The sequence below is a fragment of the Roseimaritima multifibrata genome, from assembly GCF_007741495.1.
Classification (GTDB): domain Bacteria; phylum Planctomycetota; class Planctomycetia; order Pirellulales; family Pirellulaceae; genus Roseimaritima; species Roseimaritima multifibrata.
The window spans coordinates 203,230-219,168 of the sequence record NZ_CP036262.1; the positions used below are offsets into that span (position 1 = coordinate 203,230).

At 52.3% G+C, this 15,939-nt stretch carries 8 protein-coding genes; 3 read left to right on the forward strand and 5 right to left on the reverse strand.

Annotation, left to right across the window (positions count from 1 at the left end):
- Positions 1-480: 480 nt before the first annotated feature.
- Positions 481-1,644 (reverse strand): glycosyltransferase, encoded by a 1,164-nt coding sequence (locus tag FF011L_RS00840; protein ID WP_145349513.1) that lies wholly within the window; start codon positions 1,642-1,644, stop codon positions 481-483.
- Positions 1,645-1,801: 157 nt separating this feature from the next.
- On the opposite strand from FF011L_RS00840, the gene FF011L_RS00845 reads away from it, so the two are divergent.
- A complete protein-coding gene (locus FF011L_RS00845; RefSeq protein ID WP_145349514.1) occupies positions 1,802-4,015 on the forward strand; it encodes a glycosyltransferase in 2,214 nt (737 codons plus the stop codon).
- Between the two features lie 1,445 nt (positions 4,016-5,460).
- On the opposite strand, the gene FF011L_RS00850 is transcribed toward FF011L_RS00845, so the two are convergent.
- Together FF011L_RS00850 and FF011L_RS00855 are read right to left on the reverse strand one after the other, a co-directional pair.
- The gene (locus FF011L_RS00850) at positions 5,461-6,714 is read right to left on the reverse strand and encodes an SHD1 domain-containing protein (RefSeq protein WP_218932919.1); all 1,254 of its coding nucleotides are present in this window, start codon (positions 6,712-6,714) and stop codon (positions 5,461-5,463) included.
- Positions 6,715-8,291: 1,577 nt separating this feature from the next.
- Positions 8,292-8,894: a peptidase associated/transthyretin-like domain-containing protein gene (locus FF011L_RS00855; RefSeq protein WP_145349516.1), complete on the reverse strand. Its 603-nt coding sequence runs from the start codon at positions 8,892-8,894 to the stop codon at positions 8,292-8,294.
- Between the two features lie 924 nt (positions 8,895-9,818).
- On the opposite strand from FF011L_RS00855, the gene FF011L_RS00860 reads away from it, so the two are divergent.
- Both FF011L_RS00860 and FF011L_RS00865 read left to right on the forward strand, forming a co-directional pair.
- Positions 9,819-10,868: a class I SAM-dependent methyltransferase gene (locus tag FF011L_RS00860; protein WP_145349517.1), complete on the forward strand. Its 1,050-nt coding sequence runs from the start codon at positions 9,819-9,821 to the stop codon at positions 10,866-10,868.
- A 1,237-nt stretch (positions 10,869-12,105) separates the two neighbouring features.
- On the forward strand, positions 12,106-13,290 hold the full coding sequence (locus FF011L_RS00865; protein WP_145349518.1) for a phosphorylase family protein: 1,185 nt from the start codon (positions 12,106-12,108) through the stop codon (positions 13,288-13,290).
- Between the two features lie 277 nt (positions 13,291-13,567).
- Here the strand turns inward: FF011L_RS00865 and FF011L_RS00870 are convergent, their stop codons facing one another.
- Together FF011L_RS00870 and FF011L_RS00875 are read right to left on the reverse strand one after the other, a co-directional pair.
- Complete coding sequence (locus FF011L_RS00870; protein WP_218932920.1) at positions 13,568-15,490, reverse strand: DUF1559 family PulG-like putative transporter; 1,923 nt, start codon at positions 15,488-15,490, stop codon at positions 13,568-13,570.
- Positions 15,477-15,929, reverse strand: a complete 453-nt coding sequence (locus tag FF011L_RS00875) for a hypothetical protein (RefSeq protein ID WP_145349520.1) — start codon at positions 15,927-15,929, stop codon at positions 15,477-15,479. The genes FF011L_RS00870 and FF011L_RS00875 overlap by 14 nt, the downstream gene beginning before the upstream one ends.
- Positions 15,930-15,939: the final 10 nt, after the last annotated feature.

Below are 15,939 nucleotides of genomic sequence, written 5' to 3' on the forward strand. Positions count from 1 at the left end.
TAGACGACGAACTACTTGAGGGCGAGCCTCCACCGGACGACGAACTACTTGGAGTGCCTGAACTCGACGACCAGCCCGAACTACTTGAAGAGGGGCCGTCGCCAGAGGATGAACTACTTGGAGTGCCTGAACTCGACGACCAGCCCGAACTACTTGAAGAGGGGCCGTCGCCAGAGGATGAACTGCTCGGGGTGCCTGAGCTTGATGAAAAGCCAGAACTGCTTGAGGACGAGCCATCACCGGAGGAAGAACTACTCGGGGTGCCTGAACTCGACGACCAGCCCGAACTACTTGAAGAGGGGTCATCGCCAGAGGACGAACTGCTTGATGAACCTGAACTTGACGACCATCCGGAGCTACTCGACGACATTCAACCTGCCCAGTTTTTGGAATGTGGAAAGAGACCAACGTTCTTATCATCAGGCCTCGCCTTGCCACTGTCGACCCCCCCTACTAGGCGATTTTCGTTTTTTCTATTACTCAAGCAGGCGAACGATTCATTTCCGTTTTCGAAAGGGTCTCGAAAAACCCAAGCCATTGCTCGCCGGCTAGCTCAAGAGAGTACCTTTCGTTTAGCCACTCACGCGCGTTCTTTACCATTTGATTTCGTTCTTGGATTTCGTATGCCGCTCGCGATGCGTAGTAAACGAAGTCCCGAGGGTCTTTGCACAGATAACCTGTTTCGCGGTGTTTTACCAACTCTTGCCAACCTCCTCGGTCATCAACGATCAAAAGACATCCGCTGGCCATCGCTTCAAAAGCAATCCGAGGTAAATTTTCGTAGGTTTCTGATGCAAGAATCAGGCAGTGTGAACACTCGTAGACCGATTTCACAGAAACTTCGCCCGCAGGAAAAGCCCGGATCCAGTCTGGCTCTGTACCAATCTTCTCGCGAATTTTATTGTCAACTCCCAGCATGATTCCACTTTTCAAGACAGGAGCAACCATTGTCTCATAGATCCACAGCTGGGAAGGATGGAATTTTGCAGGATCGCTACGGGAAATTCTCGCGAAACGAAAGGTTTCGTCAGAGCGTTCTTCAGTGAAGGGGAAATCGCTTAAGTGGAAATATGGGTCGATTTTTATCGGACGGTAGCAGGCGTTGATTGCTCGCAGTTCTGCACCAACCTTGTCAATGACGTGATTCGTCTGGTAGACAAAGAAGTCAATCAACCCTCTCTTGTGTGCCTCTTTCTCCTTCTCAAATAACCAGGTCATGCAATTAACGAAGGTTGTCGTTCGTGCCAGTGCCCGAATTGCCTCAATGTTCTCCAAAAAACCGGAGTTGCAATAGGCGATCACATGCTTTCCTTCGCAAGCTGCCCAGTCACGGGGCCGATGGACGACGCAACCACGTTTTTCCATCTGCATCAAGTGACAGTTGTGATCTAACGGGAAAGTGTGAATCAAATGCACCTTCACTCCTAAGTGCTGCCAGACCCGAATTTGGTGATCTAGTTCCGTATCTGCTCCTCCCAATCGTGAAGGAAACCCAATTACGCAAATTTCGTCTATCACGCAAAACACCCTTTCGTGCGGTAAGCTGCTTGTTCGGCCTGCCCTCCAAGGAAGGCAGCGGAACCGATTTCTTGATCTACCACGAATTCTAGCCGGTACAGAGTAGCAGCCGATGCCAGCGAACACGAGCAATGCTCGCAGAAACCAATTGCAGGGCCTAATTCTAAAACCAATCCGAGGTGATTTTTTTACCTCAGGCCATCGGTGGCACCATGGAAACGTAGTGATTTAAGGCTCTATAGTCAGCTGTGCAAATTCTTGTATCAATTCAACAGGATTTAAGATGAACGGTCTAATCACTATTGCGACAAACGGTGAATGCCTACAGCGTGCGGTTGCCTTGTCAATATCCGCCAAGCGTTTCGGCGTCCCTACCGTGCTCCTCTACGCGCGGATTCAGCCAAGTCGCTACTCGACTTTTTTTGAAGAAGTAGTTGATGTGTCAAAGCACATGCCGATAAACCAAAGCAGCACACATCGCGATAGAGAGCTGAAGAAACTGTGCTATCAGTATTCGCAGCGATATGCGGCTTGCGCGTTCGCCAATGCGAACTCATTGGTCATTCGTGACCCTGCTCCCATGTTCCGTGTGCTATCCGAGTTTGGAATCCATACCCCTGGCGGATCAGTCGTGGCCGCCAAGCAAGCCTGGGCAACGCCAAGCGGCCTCTCGGCTCGCGAAGTAGCAACTGCTGTTGGGGTAGGAGAGAGCTCACCAATTCATACGCTCAACAGCGGGTTTTTATTTTGGACTCGTGGCCATCGGGCAGAGAAATGGTTTCATCGATTCGAATCTCTTTTTCATGACATCCTGGAAACGCCGCAGTATTCCGCGACAAAAAGTGTGAATGATGCCTTGTGCATGTCGCTGGCATTTGCCCACTTAGACATTCCACTTAACTTTTCTGACAGTTCAATCGGAGTTTGGGATGCAATTGATTTACAGTTGTGCATTAAGTCCGAGAAATTTCGGTGCAAAAAAGGGCACTTCTGGAATGGGCACGTGTTTCATCCATTTATTGCAAATTTCGGGGACGGCGCGCCGTCTGCGCTGTACAGGGAGTGTGTAAAGTATCTGCAAGATACGATCGAAGCGGCATCACTCCCCTTGTTTGCCCCCAAGCCTACAGGCGATGCCCCGAACGTTCTGTCTTCTTTTATTTGCCGGGCAAAGTTTGATGCGTATTCCATCAGCAGGGAAGAATACTCAGCGATCATTAGATATGTAAAGGAAAATAATATCTGCTCAGTGCTAGAGTTTGGCCCAGGAGCGTCTACGTGGGCATTTTTAGAAGCCGGCTGCAAAGTTGTGACCTGCGAAAGTAATCCGCGCTTCCTAAAGCACTACCGTGACGTTTTCAAAGAATACCCTGAAGTAAAAGTAATTGAGTACAAGGACGAAGCGGAGATTGAAATCCCGCAGCTTGGTTCGGCGTGCTTCGATCTTGGGCTTGTTGACGGTCCGGTTGGTTTAAGGCCTGAGGACCCTCGTAAGTTCTCGCGACTGAACAGCAGTGAGTTTACTTCAAGACGTTGTTCGAAATGGGTCTTGCACGATTCGCTGAGGCCTGGAGAACAGGAAACACTGAGGATTTTTCGAGAAAAGGGTTGGAGCCTGCGTCCTTTGGCAGGGCACCCTAAGTTAACAGAGGTTTCTCGCGGCTTGGACACTAGTGCAATCAATTCTGCTCAGCATGCGACTCACAAAATAAATAGCTCTGAGTCTATCTCTTATCGTTCATACGATTTTTCACACTGGAGCTCCCTTCCCAAAGTTTCGTGCCAGTGCATCACCTTTGGAAGGCCTGAATTGCTGAACGAAGCTGTGGAGTCATTTCTCCGGCAAGACTACCCGGGAGTAAAAGAGTTAGTCATTCTGAACGACTCCGAGAGCGTTTTGCTTGAGTGCTATGACGATTCACAGATTTATGTAGAAAATGTCCGACGTCGGTTCCGTACTATTGGTGAAAAACGCAATGCGTGCTGCGCGTTGTCCACCGGGGACGTGATTCTTCCCTGGGACGACGACGACATCTGCCTGCCCTGGAGAATATCGGTAACGATAGAGAAGATGATCAATCGACAGTATTCGAAACCCTCGCAGCTGTGGTACCTTGGTACTGATGGATTATCCATTCGCAAATCCATGGCCCATGCGATGGGTGGGTGGAGTCGAGAGCTATTCGATTCTGTTCGGGGATATCCTCATATCCAAAGTGGACAGGACCAAGCGATCGAGGGTTTGTTTGGTAAAACAGGACTGCGAAACGTGACACAACTAACCGAACACGATGTTTTTTACATCTACCGCTTTCCCGGCACAGGTAGTTACCACTTATCAGCCCATGGATACGGACAGGGCTACGACCGTGCTGGCAAGTTCGTTTCGGAGAACGTGCGACAGGGGACTTACAAAATTTCCCCGCACTGGAAATTGGATTACGTTGCAATGGTCCAAGACGCGATTACTTCACATTCTGGAAAGAACGGGTGCTGAATTGCGAGCAGTATGTCAAGAGGGGATGAGAATGAGATTTCTCAGCAAAACTGAACATCGAATTTCGCGACCAAAACGCGACCAAAATGGCACATTTGGTTGCCATTCTGATGCCATGCGAACTAAGTGTCCAAATGGCGTTAAGTCTGATTTTACCGGCCTTCTGACGCAAACAAGATGTGTATACCATGTGCTTTCCTGGCTAATAGCTAGATTCAGGTTCTAGTGCCCGCAAGGGCGTGGAGGTTCAAGTCCTCTCATCCGCACTCAAAACAAAAAACGGGATGTTCGCAAACCAGCGAACATCCCGTTTTTTCGTGTCTCTAGTCCTGGCGAGGTCTGCCATAAGACATTGTGTAGCTTTCAAGTCGCCGTTTGATCGTTTGGGTTCGGGACGTGACGTTTATAATTGAAGGGTTTGCAGCCGTTGACGAATCTACACGGGGCCGAGTGAACACGTAGCCCGGAGGGCGACAGATACTTGCCGGCGTCGCAAGCCGCCGGAGTGGGGATCGCGAAAAGGAAAGCCCAGCGGGCGACAGAACCATCCTTGTCTGTCGCCCGCTGGGCTTAATTTCGCACTCACGCAAGGTTTCCGTTGGCTTATGCCAACGGCAAGTATCTGCCGCCCGCTGGGCTAAAAGCACTGCACTCAGACTCGGATGGGCAGGGATGAAATCGTCACCTATAAGTTTCCCGTCCCGAGTGAAAGTCGTTTTAAGGGGGCGTTCTTTCGCAGAGCGAAAGGCGACAATCATTAAATCAGCAAGCCGTTACGCAGCGGGTTAGGGCTAGTTGCGTCGACGCTCCTAGCCCGCAGGCCTCTGCAAGAGTTCCGTTTCCGAGCTTGGCCCGGCGGACTCGCAATTGGCAGCTACCCTCATTGGGCGATCAAAAGGCTGTTCTCCGCCAGCCCCAAATCGCTTAGGCGATTTGGGGCTGGCGGAGAAGGATGAACTAGCAAAGAGGCATGGGGGTAGCTGCCAGTTGTGGCCCCGGACCGGGACAAGCCCGGCGGAAGCAAAGTAGCCAACTCCAAAAAGCGCAACTTCAAAATGCGTAAGCAAGGGACCGGGAGCACGGTCTGCAATCCTTCGCTTACGCAGCGGGTTGGGATTCGGCCCCGAGAGTCAGCCTCATTAAATGCCGGGTAGTAGCAATACAAGCCGCTTCGGTGATCGTTAATACGTCACTATTAGATTTCACGTCGCTCGCGAAAGCCTACGCTCTTTCTTCGCTTTCGATTAAGGCGACAATCCGGTTCGCCCTCGTGCGACACACGCACTGAGCTTGAACCGGCACGACAGGCATCGCTGTCCGAGGAGCGTTGCAAGAGCGAGCAAAAGTATGAAACCAATCACAGCGATCGGATCCTGTAGTCAACTTCTCTTCTTTCGACCAAATTCGCTCCCGGCGAATTTCCTGCCACGCGATGCATCTGTTGCTCAGCGGACAACGCTTAGATCCGCAATCAATTGACCTAGCTTGCGAAACACGGGCTGCGTTTGTGAAACTTGGAAACTCTTTCCACCTGCATATTGCATGTTACCGGGGCCGCCCAGCGGTGCCCAGGAATCAGGTTCCACCAAATTCATGATCGATTGGATGATTAGTGAAGAGGCTTGTGGTGAACCAAAGGGAATCGTGACGCGCCGTTGTTCGAGTTGCTGGCTCGCCTGTTGCTTGGAAACCAATTCCAGGCCCGCCGGATTTTCCAGCCATTCACCATCGATCCGATTTGCCGCCACCTCAAGGGCATCCGCAGCAGTCACGTTGGTAAAATCGGCCGTTAGTAAGGCGTTACGAGCGTTTGAGTCTGCCAAGGTGATGTTGCGTTTTAGTTGGTCTCCGATCTGTTTCGCGAATGCCTCCAAATTTCCACGCGTGATTTGAACCGAGACGATCTGATTGTCGAGTGGTTGGACGTAACGATGAGGCAGCGGGCGGAGCTTGAGTTGCCGAGCGAGTTGGCGATGGATTTCCGGCGATTGCCGAATCATCATAGCGCCTGGCAGGACTGCGATAGTGCCGTCGCCACCCGACGATTCCCAGCTGGAAGGTTCGACCGTTTCGAGTCGCGCTTTCACTGCCGATACATCGTTCCTAGGGATCGGAATTCGGTAGGCTAAGGTTTCCATCCCTTTTTTCTCCGTCGCTTCTTTGGTGGCGACAACCAAAACGGTGCGGAGGCGATACCATGTCAAACTGAGTGGCGCCAAAGCGGCATCCAGTTGGTCGGCCAGTGATGGTGCAGGTACGTCCGTGTTGATTTCCACCTCAAGCGTTAAGCCGATTTCCTCCAAACTGGCGCGGTCAATATAAAAGGGCGTGCCTATTCGGCTAAGAAAGTCAGGCAACGTTTCTTTGGGCTTTCCTGCAGTCGGCTCTCCATTTAATTTTGCCGTCAGCATCTGTTCCGCTGCCGCCGCAGAAGGTGTTGGGGCCGTCGCTGGCAGTGCCTGCAAGTAGTCCAGGTCGCTCTTGCTTAGTTTGCTTTTCGGAACGTTCATCAGCCTGCCATCGACGGTTTTCAGGCTAACAGAATTTTCGTCCTGAGAATTCAACACCGCGTCGATAGAAAACTGCCCTGTTGTGTCTTTCCAGGTTCGCTGTTCCTGTGAGGACCCAGTTGATTGGCAAAACAGAGCTAAGCCAATCGCAAGGCATAGCATCACCGCGTTACATTTTGACCAATGCATTGATTTAATTCCCATCAAGTCCTTAGCGGTGTGGGTGTGCCTTCAAGTTTCCTATGGCACAACCTCCGATACAAAGAGAAGTATCGCCAACTGCTCCAAGCTCTGGCGAGAGTGACTGCGTTGCTGCTAGGCCGAAATTCTCTAAAATCACACGAAGAACGGTCTTAGTCTTTCTTGCCCGTCGCTGATTTTACTGGAGGCTGCGAACGTTTTCTACTTCCTCGACCAGGATTTTTGCGATGTGAAAGGGGGCACGTCGTCGATGATCGAACTGTCTTGCGTGTGCTGGTCAAAGGTCAGTTCGGGCACGGGCGGCTAATGTTAAACGGCCTCGTGCAGCGGAGACTGTTTAGGTCGGCGCGGCCTCCGCATCAGTCAGTGGCTAGCCTCTTTGCCTCCGTGATCTAGGTACCCACTGTGGCTCATGAAGGCGGTGGCGAATTCGGTGGGCGCAATTCGCTCACGCGTCCTGGTTCGTCAATCGGTGTACGTCGTGCGAAGCCCCTCACCGTTCATCTCTCCTCTTTGGACCTAAACTGCTTCTGGTCGTGACCGTTTTTCCTGATTGCCCCCTTTTCCTTTCCGAAAAGTCCAAATTAGAATTCGGTAATTCGCGTGTGGAAGTAGTCGTCTTGCCGCCGAACAGCATGTCGCGCGACAAGTTGCCAGGTGCAAGAAATGCGAAGTTAGTCGCATGCGCATCTCCGCTACTCACGTTAGAATATCTTGAGCAACATCTAGCTTACGCAATGGGGACAGCTCAGAGTGAATGACACCGAAATAATGGAAGTTTTGTATAGGCTCGAATCGAAAATCGATGAAGGACTAGCGCAGATTATTGAACGTATCGACGCAATTGAAAGGCGTCGGCATCCGTCTCCCAAAACGAAGGAAGAATTGGTTCAAACGGTTCGGGACTTTTATAAATACCGATGCCCTTGCTGCGAACTCACTCAAATTCTAAATGACCGTGGAACTCCAAAAGAAGTTGCGCAGTACGATCATTGGATTTCTAAATCGCGGAATAAGGCAGATCAGATGTGGATCGTATGCCGAAAATGTAACTCGCGGCTTGAAGTAGATTCAGAGTTCAAGAATCGATCAGCGAATCGATTCAAGTCATTCCAGGAGCGAAGAGAGCAAAACGCAAAACCGTTGTTGGACTAGGGGCTTGCCACGCCGACCGGTTGACAGCTTCGCGTTCAAAGAACGGCAAGCCATCTCTAAGGGGGATTTCCCTCAGCGCGATCGTCTTTCCCACCGGCGCATATTTCGTACGCGCGTTACAAAGCATGCCCAGGTGATTGCACCCGCGTTAATAAGTGGGTGCCCTTTCCTTCTCTGTGATTTCGGTGCCCTCTATGGCACATTCGAGCGGTTACAAATTCGGTAGTCTCGCAATTCTCGCCAATTCGCTCATGCGCCCTCGTTAGACGATCAACGCACGTCGTGCGACGCCAACATCGTGTCGGCGTCGCGTAGCTTCTTGATAATCTGTTCAGGTGAATGTCGTCGTCGTTTCTTGCGCATGAAAAATCCTTTGCCGAAATTGGTTCTAGACTTTCATAGCACCTGGCTCAGGTTTTGGGGAGCATTCCAGTGACCCCTTCAACGGGATCCCTGAATTGATCTCGCATGCGAATGAGATGAGGATTGGCGGAATGCATTGAGAGCTGTAGTGGCACGCCGTCTTGAAGTTGATGGTCACTTTGGCCGGGCTCCCATGCCGCGACACCTTCTTGGGGATGAAAAACCCAAATGCGGTCAACCTTTTCATCTGCGGGCACCCATGCGGTCGCGTTGCCATCAGAATCCGTTTTCGTCAAGCTAAGCGGACGGTTTTGAATTCCAATTCTGGCCGCGGCCACCGGTTCGCCATTCTTGCGGATTTCAAGTTGGATCGGCCGTGCGTCGCGAAGTTGAATTCGGATCGGCTCGTTTTGTACGCTACGCAAATCGGCGGAGGAGATTCGCAGTGCCGCCTGCTGACGCAGGTCATTGCTCGCTGCTGAAATTTGCGTATCCCAGTGGCCTTCAACCCTTAAGAGGAAGTCCCCATTCTCATCGGTCAGAACTCGCACAGGTTCTGGCGAATAATCGTCGCACAGGATGGTTGCACCAACTGCTGGTTCCCCGTTTGCCATCCATACCTTGCCGGTCAAAGTAATGTCAGTCGCCAACGGAGACTGCCCGCAAAGAGTGGAGCAACACAAAAGCAGTGCGAATAGGATCGATGAGCGGAACCGCATCATTACTCTCCAAAGGATGTTCGTTGGTGTCCATTTCGAATGCCACAACGCGATTCAGAACCGATCTCGCCCAGACATGGAGTTCACCAAAATCTTCATTCTGGGAGGATGCAATATTTTGACCGTTGGTTAAAACAAATCGCGTCCAAGGATCGCTAATGAAATATCGTGGCCGTCAAGGATAACGGAACGACAGGGCCGTGCAACTTAAAAGCACTGCGCACGGAACGGTGGTTTAGGCGTGAATCACAGAATCGACCCGAGGAGGAAAAGGTGTTCAGGATCGTTTGGGAGCCGATGGTGGCAGGGGGGCGCACCGGTCGATGCAGCTGAATCACGCTGCGACGGCTGTTGCACAGGACGGATGGACAGTGGTCTGGCAAATGCTTTTATCTGGTTGTCCGAATCCAAGGTATCTATAATTCTTCGCACACTCGGTGCAATGACCTGCTGCAATTGGCGATCTTTTCTCACTGTTTGCGATCGATGCAGTCACAGTGATTTAGACGACCATTCAGTTGGGATCGTCGCGAGTTACGATGGTTGCGGATTGGTGGACGTGACGCTGGAAGGAAAGAACGTTCCCTGTTGGATGATCGGCAGCAGTCAAAGGTCATTCAATTCGGCAGTCCTAATTCAATCGTCCATCGATCAAGCACAAAACTGTCGGGCACCCCCTGAAAAGCTCTGTTCCCCAAGATCAAAGGTTCGATAAAGAACGATTCGCAGTGCTAATCGCAAAAACGAATTCCTCATTTTGTTTGTAGCAAAGTAAGGTGTTTTCGCTTGTTCTATCGCTGAGCCATTCTCGTCCTGGAATCTCTTGATTCCTCAATAAACAAGGAACATGTTGCAATGGATGAAACGAAACTAAACACGCTTGTTGGCAGTGTGCTTCACGATCTAGGGGGGGCATTCATCGTGCCGCTTGTACAGATCGGAGAACGCCTAGGTATCTACGAGAAACTGAACGAATTGGGACCGAGTACGTCGCACGAATTGGCCGAGTCGACGGGGTTGGCTGAACGCTATTTGGCCGAATGGTTGTGCGCTCAGGCCGCTTCAAACTACATCGCCTACGATGCGGAAGCCGGGAAATTTTCGATGACCCCCGAGCAGGCTTTTGTCTTCGCGAATCGCAGTAGCCCGTTTTACCTTGCTCCAGCTTTCGGAGCCGCCGCCGCATTTCAGGACAACGAACCGCAAGTGCGAGAAGCGTTTCAAACCGGGAGCGGCGTTTCGTGGGGCGATCAGACTCACTGCTTGTCATGTGCGGTCGCAAGGTTTTTTCGGCCGGGTTACGAAAATCACCTCATTCAAGCTTGGTTGCCATCGATCGAAGGGATGATTGCCAAACTAGAAAAGGGAATCCGAGTTGCCGACGTGGGATGCGGGCACGGAATAACGACAACAATCATGGCGCAGGTATTTCCAAATTCCGAATTTATCGGCTTCGATTTTCATAAGAACTCGATTGAAGAAGCTCGCAAGCACGCAGCGTCTCACGAATTAACGAACGTCAGGTTTGAAGTCGCTCTCGCTAAAGAGCTGCCTGGAAAGTACTCCCTCGTAACCGTTTTTGATTGCTTACACGACATGGGGGATCCGATCGGCGGCATGGAGCATATTCACGCCGCATTGGAGTCCGATGGCACGTGTATGATTGTTGAGCCGATGGCTGGTGATACGGTCGCGGAAAACATGAATCCAGTTAGTCGACTTTATTATGCTGCGTCGACGATGGTCTGCGTGCCGACCTCGCTAGCGCAGGAGACCGGCGCAGCATTGGGGGCTCAAGCCGGAGAGAAGCGATTGAAGGAAATCATCCTCGAAGGTGCTGGATTCTCTCACTGCCGTCGAATTGCAGAGACGCCCTTTAACATCGTGTTGCAAGCTCAGCCGTAGCACCAGAGTTTTCGGTGCTGCGAGTGTCGAGCCGACGCCGAATTGATATCCGGCACGTAGTCGAGTCTCTCCGAGACTCGTGCTTGCTGAGCTCTCCGCCTCGGAGAGGCGGAGCTACGAGGGTTGGTCCGCCGTGAAATTGCTGCCTAAGTATCGCCATTCGGTTCGGTGCATTGGCACGTAGTCGAGTCTCTCCGAGACTCGTGCTTGCTGAGGTTTCCGCCTCGGAGAGGCGGAGCTACGAGGGTTGGTCCGCCGTGAAATTGCTGCCTAAGTATCGCCATTCGGTTCGGTGCATTGGCACGTAGTCGAGTCTCTCCGAGACTCGTGCTTGCTGAGCTCTCCGCCTCGGAGAGGCGGAGCTACGAGAGAGGCAGAGCTACGAGAGAGGCAGAGCTACGAGAGAGGCAGAGCTACGAGGGGCGTGAAAAGAATAAGTGAAGAAAGTCTGGCTCCCCTCGCCCTCAAAACAAGCTCGCCTAATACCGGTTTGGTACTGGATCAACGGTTCGCCAGCTAATTCAATTAAGTACGATTCAAAGGCTTGTTTTGGGGGAGAGGGGCCGACAGCGTTGGGCAAGGAGTGGCATAACCGCTTGAAATCCGAGGCGTTCGCAGCGTCTTCGCCGCAAAATCGCCGCCTGGAAATCTCCCCCTCTCCCCCAAGCAAGCTCCACTAAATCAAACAAAGAGGCAGAGATCACGCAACGAACTAGCAGAGATTTCTTCCGCACCAAAGAGCTCGCTTAGGGGCGAGGGGAGCCAGACTTTCTTCACTTATTTGTCGCACGTCCCCCCGAGGCTCGTGCGATTTATTAGTTGGCGGTTTCCTAGCGGATTGCTGTGGTGTATCAAGAGACCGAAATCTCAACTGGCAGCTACCCCCATTTGCAATCGAGCCTGGCGGAGAAGGATGAACTGGGACGCAGCAATAGGGTAGCTGCCAGTGGTTGTACCGACCGGGACAAGCCCAACGGAAACAAACAGCTGCCGAAATCTTAACCCGCTGCGGCAGCGACCTAGGATCCTTCGCCGCACGACAGCAGCCGTCATCAATACTTTTCATGTCCTCCGCGAAAGAACGCTCCCTTCAAGCAACTTTCGCAAAGCGAAAGGCTACAATCTTTCGCCGCTTCCGATTAAAACGGCAGCCTACGGGCCCCGTCGATCTATTTAAAACGGTTTGGATTCGACGCGGGGCGGAGCCTAGTTGTCCTCTTTTGTTATAATTAGATGCATGGAAGAGACCTATCGAATTGATCCCAGCCTGCCCGATGACGAGCTGTGCGAACAAATTAAGGCCGCCTGTGCGCGAATGGAACAGACCTATGAGGACGGCTTCTATTCTAAGTTGACCGTGTACCGTCATTGGTCCAAGCATAACCCGGAACTGTCGGGTAAGATCGCTAGGCCGCGCGCCTACCGGTGGTACTTGCGCCGCGAGCTGTTGAAACTGGCTCGTCGAGGTGCCGAGATCACTGTCACGCGGTCGAGGCCACGCGTCGATCTCCGTTCGCCTCGTTTGTTGGAATTGGTCGATGAGACCGATTTCGATTTGACTCGGAAAAAGGTGTTTCTGTTCGGGCCGGAACGCTCGGATCTTTCCATTGAGCGACTGGAGCACTACACGGGAACACGGGCCGAAGATTTTCAGCGATATGTGCTGTTGACGAATTACAACATGCATATCGAAGCCTTCATGAACCAATTCCCGGATTGTGAGAAACCGAACCGCGACAATGTGCAAATGCCGGCACTGCATCACAAGCAGAACGACAACCTGGGCATCAGCATCGTGAACATCGGCGTCGGTCCCTCCAATGCCAAAAACCTGACGGATCATTTGGCGGTTCTTCGTCCCGATGCGATGTTGATGGTGGGGCACTGTGCGGGCGTTCGAAATCACCAAGAGATTGGCGATTTTGTCTTGGCGTCTGGATACATGCGCGGCGATCACTTGCTTGACGAATCGTTGCCCCCCTCCGTCCCGATTACGCCAAGCTTTTTGCTCAACCGAGCACTCGCCAGTGCGCTTGACGAAGCGGATTTGCCGTATCGGATCGGAGCGGTTTTCACGACGGCCGATCGCAACTGGGAACTGTCGCTGCAAAGAACGCTCGAGCATCTTCGTGTCAGTCGCAGCATCGCCGTTGACATGGAATCCGCGACCGTTGCGGCCAACGGCTTTCGCTACCGGATCCCCAATGCCACCCTGTTGTGCGTTTCCGACAAACCGCTGCACGGACAACCAAAGTTACCGACTTCGGCAAAAGCGTTTTATGCGGAAACTAAGAACCAGCATCTTGCCGTCGCCACCAATGCGATCCAAAGAATCAAACAAGAATACCCCGACGGCTTGCCCAATAGCGACATTCGAGCCCCCGAAGAATCCCTCCTAGAAGGTCCTGATGGGAGTTGTTAACCATCTGTCAGGTCAGGGGATTTGCGATTAGAGAGGTAGGCTTTTGGCTCTCCCCTTTTCTCTCATACTAACCGGACTGAATAGTGTCACCTTTCGCTCGGGACGTGCGAAAGAACGTCTTTTGGGAGCTACTTTCGCGGAGCGAAAGGCGACAATAAAAAATTCACAGTCTCTCCGCGAAAGAAGGCACTAAAAGATTTATGCCCAGCGGGCGACAGATACTTCGAATCTATTGGTACCCCTTTTCTCCATCATGGGTTTTCCAACCAGTCGCCGTTTACCAGTCTCGCGTTTCCATCGTGCCGATAAGCAGACCTTGCAACTTGGAGTCCTCGATTGTTTGGGAAATGAACCTCACCGCTCCGTCGCGAAAACCGACGTTTGTTCCGCCCGGATGAGGGCTCCCTATTCCATCGTTGTTCTGATTTATTCCTTCGAGGGCGACCGATTGTGGTAGTTCCGATGTTGGGTCCATCCAACACACCGATTGCTCGCGCTCGACAACCAGGATCAGATGCATGCCAAAGTCGTCGAGAGATTTTCCTACACCCTGTTGAAAGGCCGTGTTCTCACCTACGACGACCGAGTAGTTGGTCTGCCCGGGTTGGAGTTCCGCACTGGGGCACTGATACCTGAAGACGTTCAGGTCGTGGAATTGTCTGTTGTGTTCGCTGTCCCATGGTTCGTCGATCCGAAGTTTTCCCCACAGTTCCTGCTCGCCGAGATACGGTAGCAGCAGCACACGCCAACTGTGCAGTGGTTTGCCAGTCGCGTCGACGCTGTATGCCGGTGGAAGCGTGCCGTGCTCGCGTTCGTACAGCAGCATGCCCAGCGTAATCCGTTGGACGTTTTCCACACAGTCGATACGGTCATTGGCTTCGATGCTCGTCTGAAGTGCCGGCACATAAAGTATAGAGAACAGTTCGGCGACTTCCCGCGAACGCGCGCCGATGAAGAGATTGCTCAGCAACTTGTTGTTCCGTGGATCTAAGATGGGCCCGTTGATGTGTCCCGTTTCCAAGTCGTCAAATTGCTGATTAACCCGCTGCATGACGATATTCCAGTCGACAGAAAGATTTGCGATCCCGGTGTTAGGGATGGAGCCGTTGTTTTCCCATTGCGAGAATAGCTCCGCGAGCGATTTGTCGCCGTAAGCCATCGCCTGAAGGAAATCAAGCGATTGGTAGCGTTCAGCCAACAGCGTCCGGGACATGGGGATGCGAGGCGGAATAGCGTCTAGTTCATCAATTAGACGCCGTATTTGCTCTTTCGAAGGTTGCCTTTCTAGGAGGGAAGCAACACCGACCGTGGGAGCGATACCCTCGACCGCAATTCCGACCAGACGGTCCATTATTGTCCCTTGGTAGGTCGTGTGGCGTCCGAGGCGAACGCACGTAATCACGTCGTCGATCGCGCCGTCGATTTCGCCTGTTCCCAACCGATAGTTGGCTCGCGCAACGAGCATCCGGGCAAAGGAACGCGTCTTTTGAACTTCATTCAGCGAGGTCGTGTTTACAAGGGTTCCGTTTTCATCGATCCGTACGATCGGAAAACGGTACGCAGGATGTCGAACCGCTTCTGTCAACAGGTCCAGGATGGGGCCGATTTCTTCAAGCCACGGCTCCATCATCGGCAAGTCGTCGAGTGTCCAGGGTTCGTTTAGTTTCGCATCGAATTCAACTGCCTGAGTCTCTTCAAGCCCTTCATCGCTACAGTACTTTTTTAGGAAATCGTACGATTCGATATAGCTCATGCTGGGCGCGATTTCTGGATCGAGTCCGAGCTTCTCGTAGAATTGGCTGGCAGTGGACCGTTTCTGCCCGTCCTGCGTGACATCGCCTAACGCGCGGACAATAAGCCGATAACCATTGTTCTCGGTTTTTATCTCGGGCCCATAAAACTCGTCCTCAAACGCTGCGAAGTAATCGACTCGCGTACCTTCGCGGGTTAGCGGTTCGGTGATATATGTCGTCGCCCTCGATATCTTTAGCGGTGGCTTGCGAAAGAAGTTCCAGTAGACGAACACAGTGAGCAAGAGAAGCAGGATGCCGCCGTATTTTGCTGATCGAGCTAGGCATCCGAATGGTTTTCTATGCAGTATCGCCATTGCTTCGTTGACGTCTTTGATCGCGTCATCGGGATCGATCGACGTTGATTGGTCGTCCGGCAACGGCGGAGAGCTTGATCTATTTTCGGCCATAGTGGAGCTCCTGTTTGAGTTCATCGAACAACGCTCGCTCCTGTGGTGTTAGCGACGTCTCGTTCACCAATAACATCCGATCAAAGGGCGAAGCCGTCAGGTGATGCGACTGCGTTGGAGGAGATGATTCTGTGTAGATGTGGTTGAGAGAAAGGAAAACGCCCAATCCGCCCAGCAGTGCGCCGAACAATAGCCCCAGTAGCAGGCCGCTCGCGGCCGCATTGAACTGGGCAATTCGGATGTAGTGGGTCAGCGGGACCCTAACCGTCGCGGTCAGGCTCTCACAGGCCGTACTCTCGCCCAACAGTTCCGACCTCGCTCGGCTTTTGACTTCGTCGGAGAATCTCGCCTCACGACGTGGCCGCAGTTGAGCCAGCGTGGCTTCGATGGCGGAGATCTCTGGACGGTTTTTCGAGAGGTCTTTGTTTTCACGGTTCATGGCTTGCTCC

What these genes read in the sequence shown, in the direction of transcription:
- FF011L_RS00845 (WP_145349514.1), top strand. Translation starts at nt 1,802, where the DNA reads ATGAACGGTCTAATCACTATTGCGACAAACGGTGAATGCCTACAGCGT.
- FF011L_RS00850 (WP_218932919.1), bottom strand. Translation starts at nt 6,714, where the DNA reads ATGCATTGGTCAAAATGTAACGCGGTGATGCTATGCCTTGCGATTGGC.
- FF011L_RS00860 (WP_145349517.1), top strand. Translation starts at nt 9,819, where the DNA reads ATGGATGAAACGAAACTAAACACGCTTGTTGGCAGTGTGCTTCACGAT.
- FF011L_RS00865 (WP_145349518.1), top strand. Translation starts at nt 12,106, where the DNA reads ATGGAAGAGACCTATCGAATTGATCCCAGCCTGCCCGATGACGAGCTG.
- FF011L_RS00870 (WP_218932920.1), bottom strand. Translation starts at nt 15,490, where the DNA reads ATGGCCGAAAATAGATCAAGCTCTCCGCCGTTGCCGGACGACCAATCA.
- FF011L_RS00875 (WP_145349520.1), bottom strand. Translation starts at nt 15,929, where the DNA reads ATGAACCGTGAAAACAAAGACCTCTCGAAAAACCGTCCAGAGATCTCC.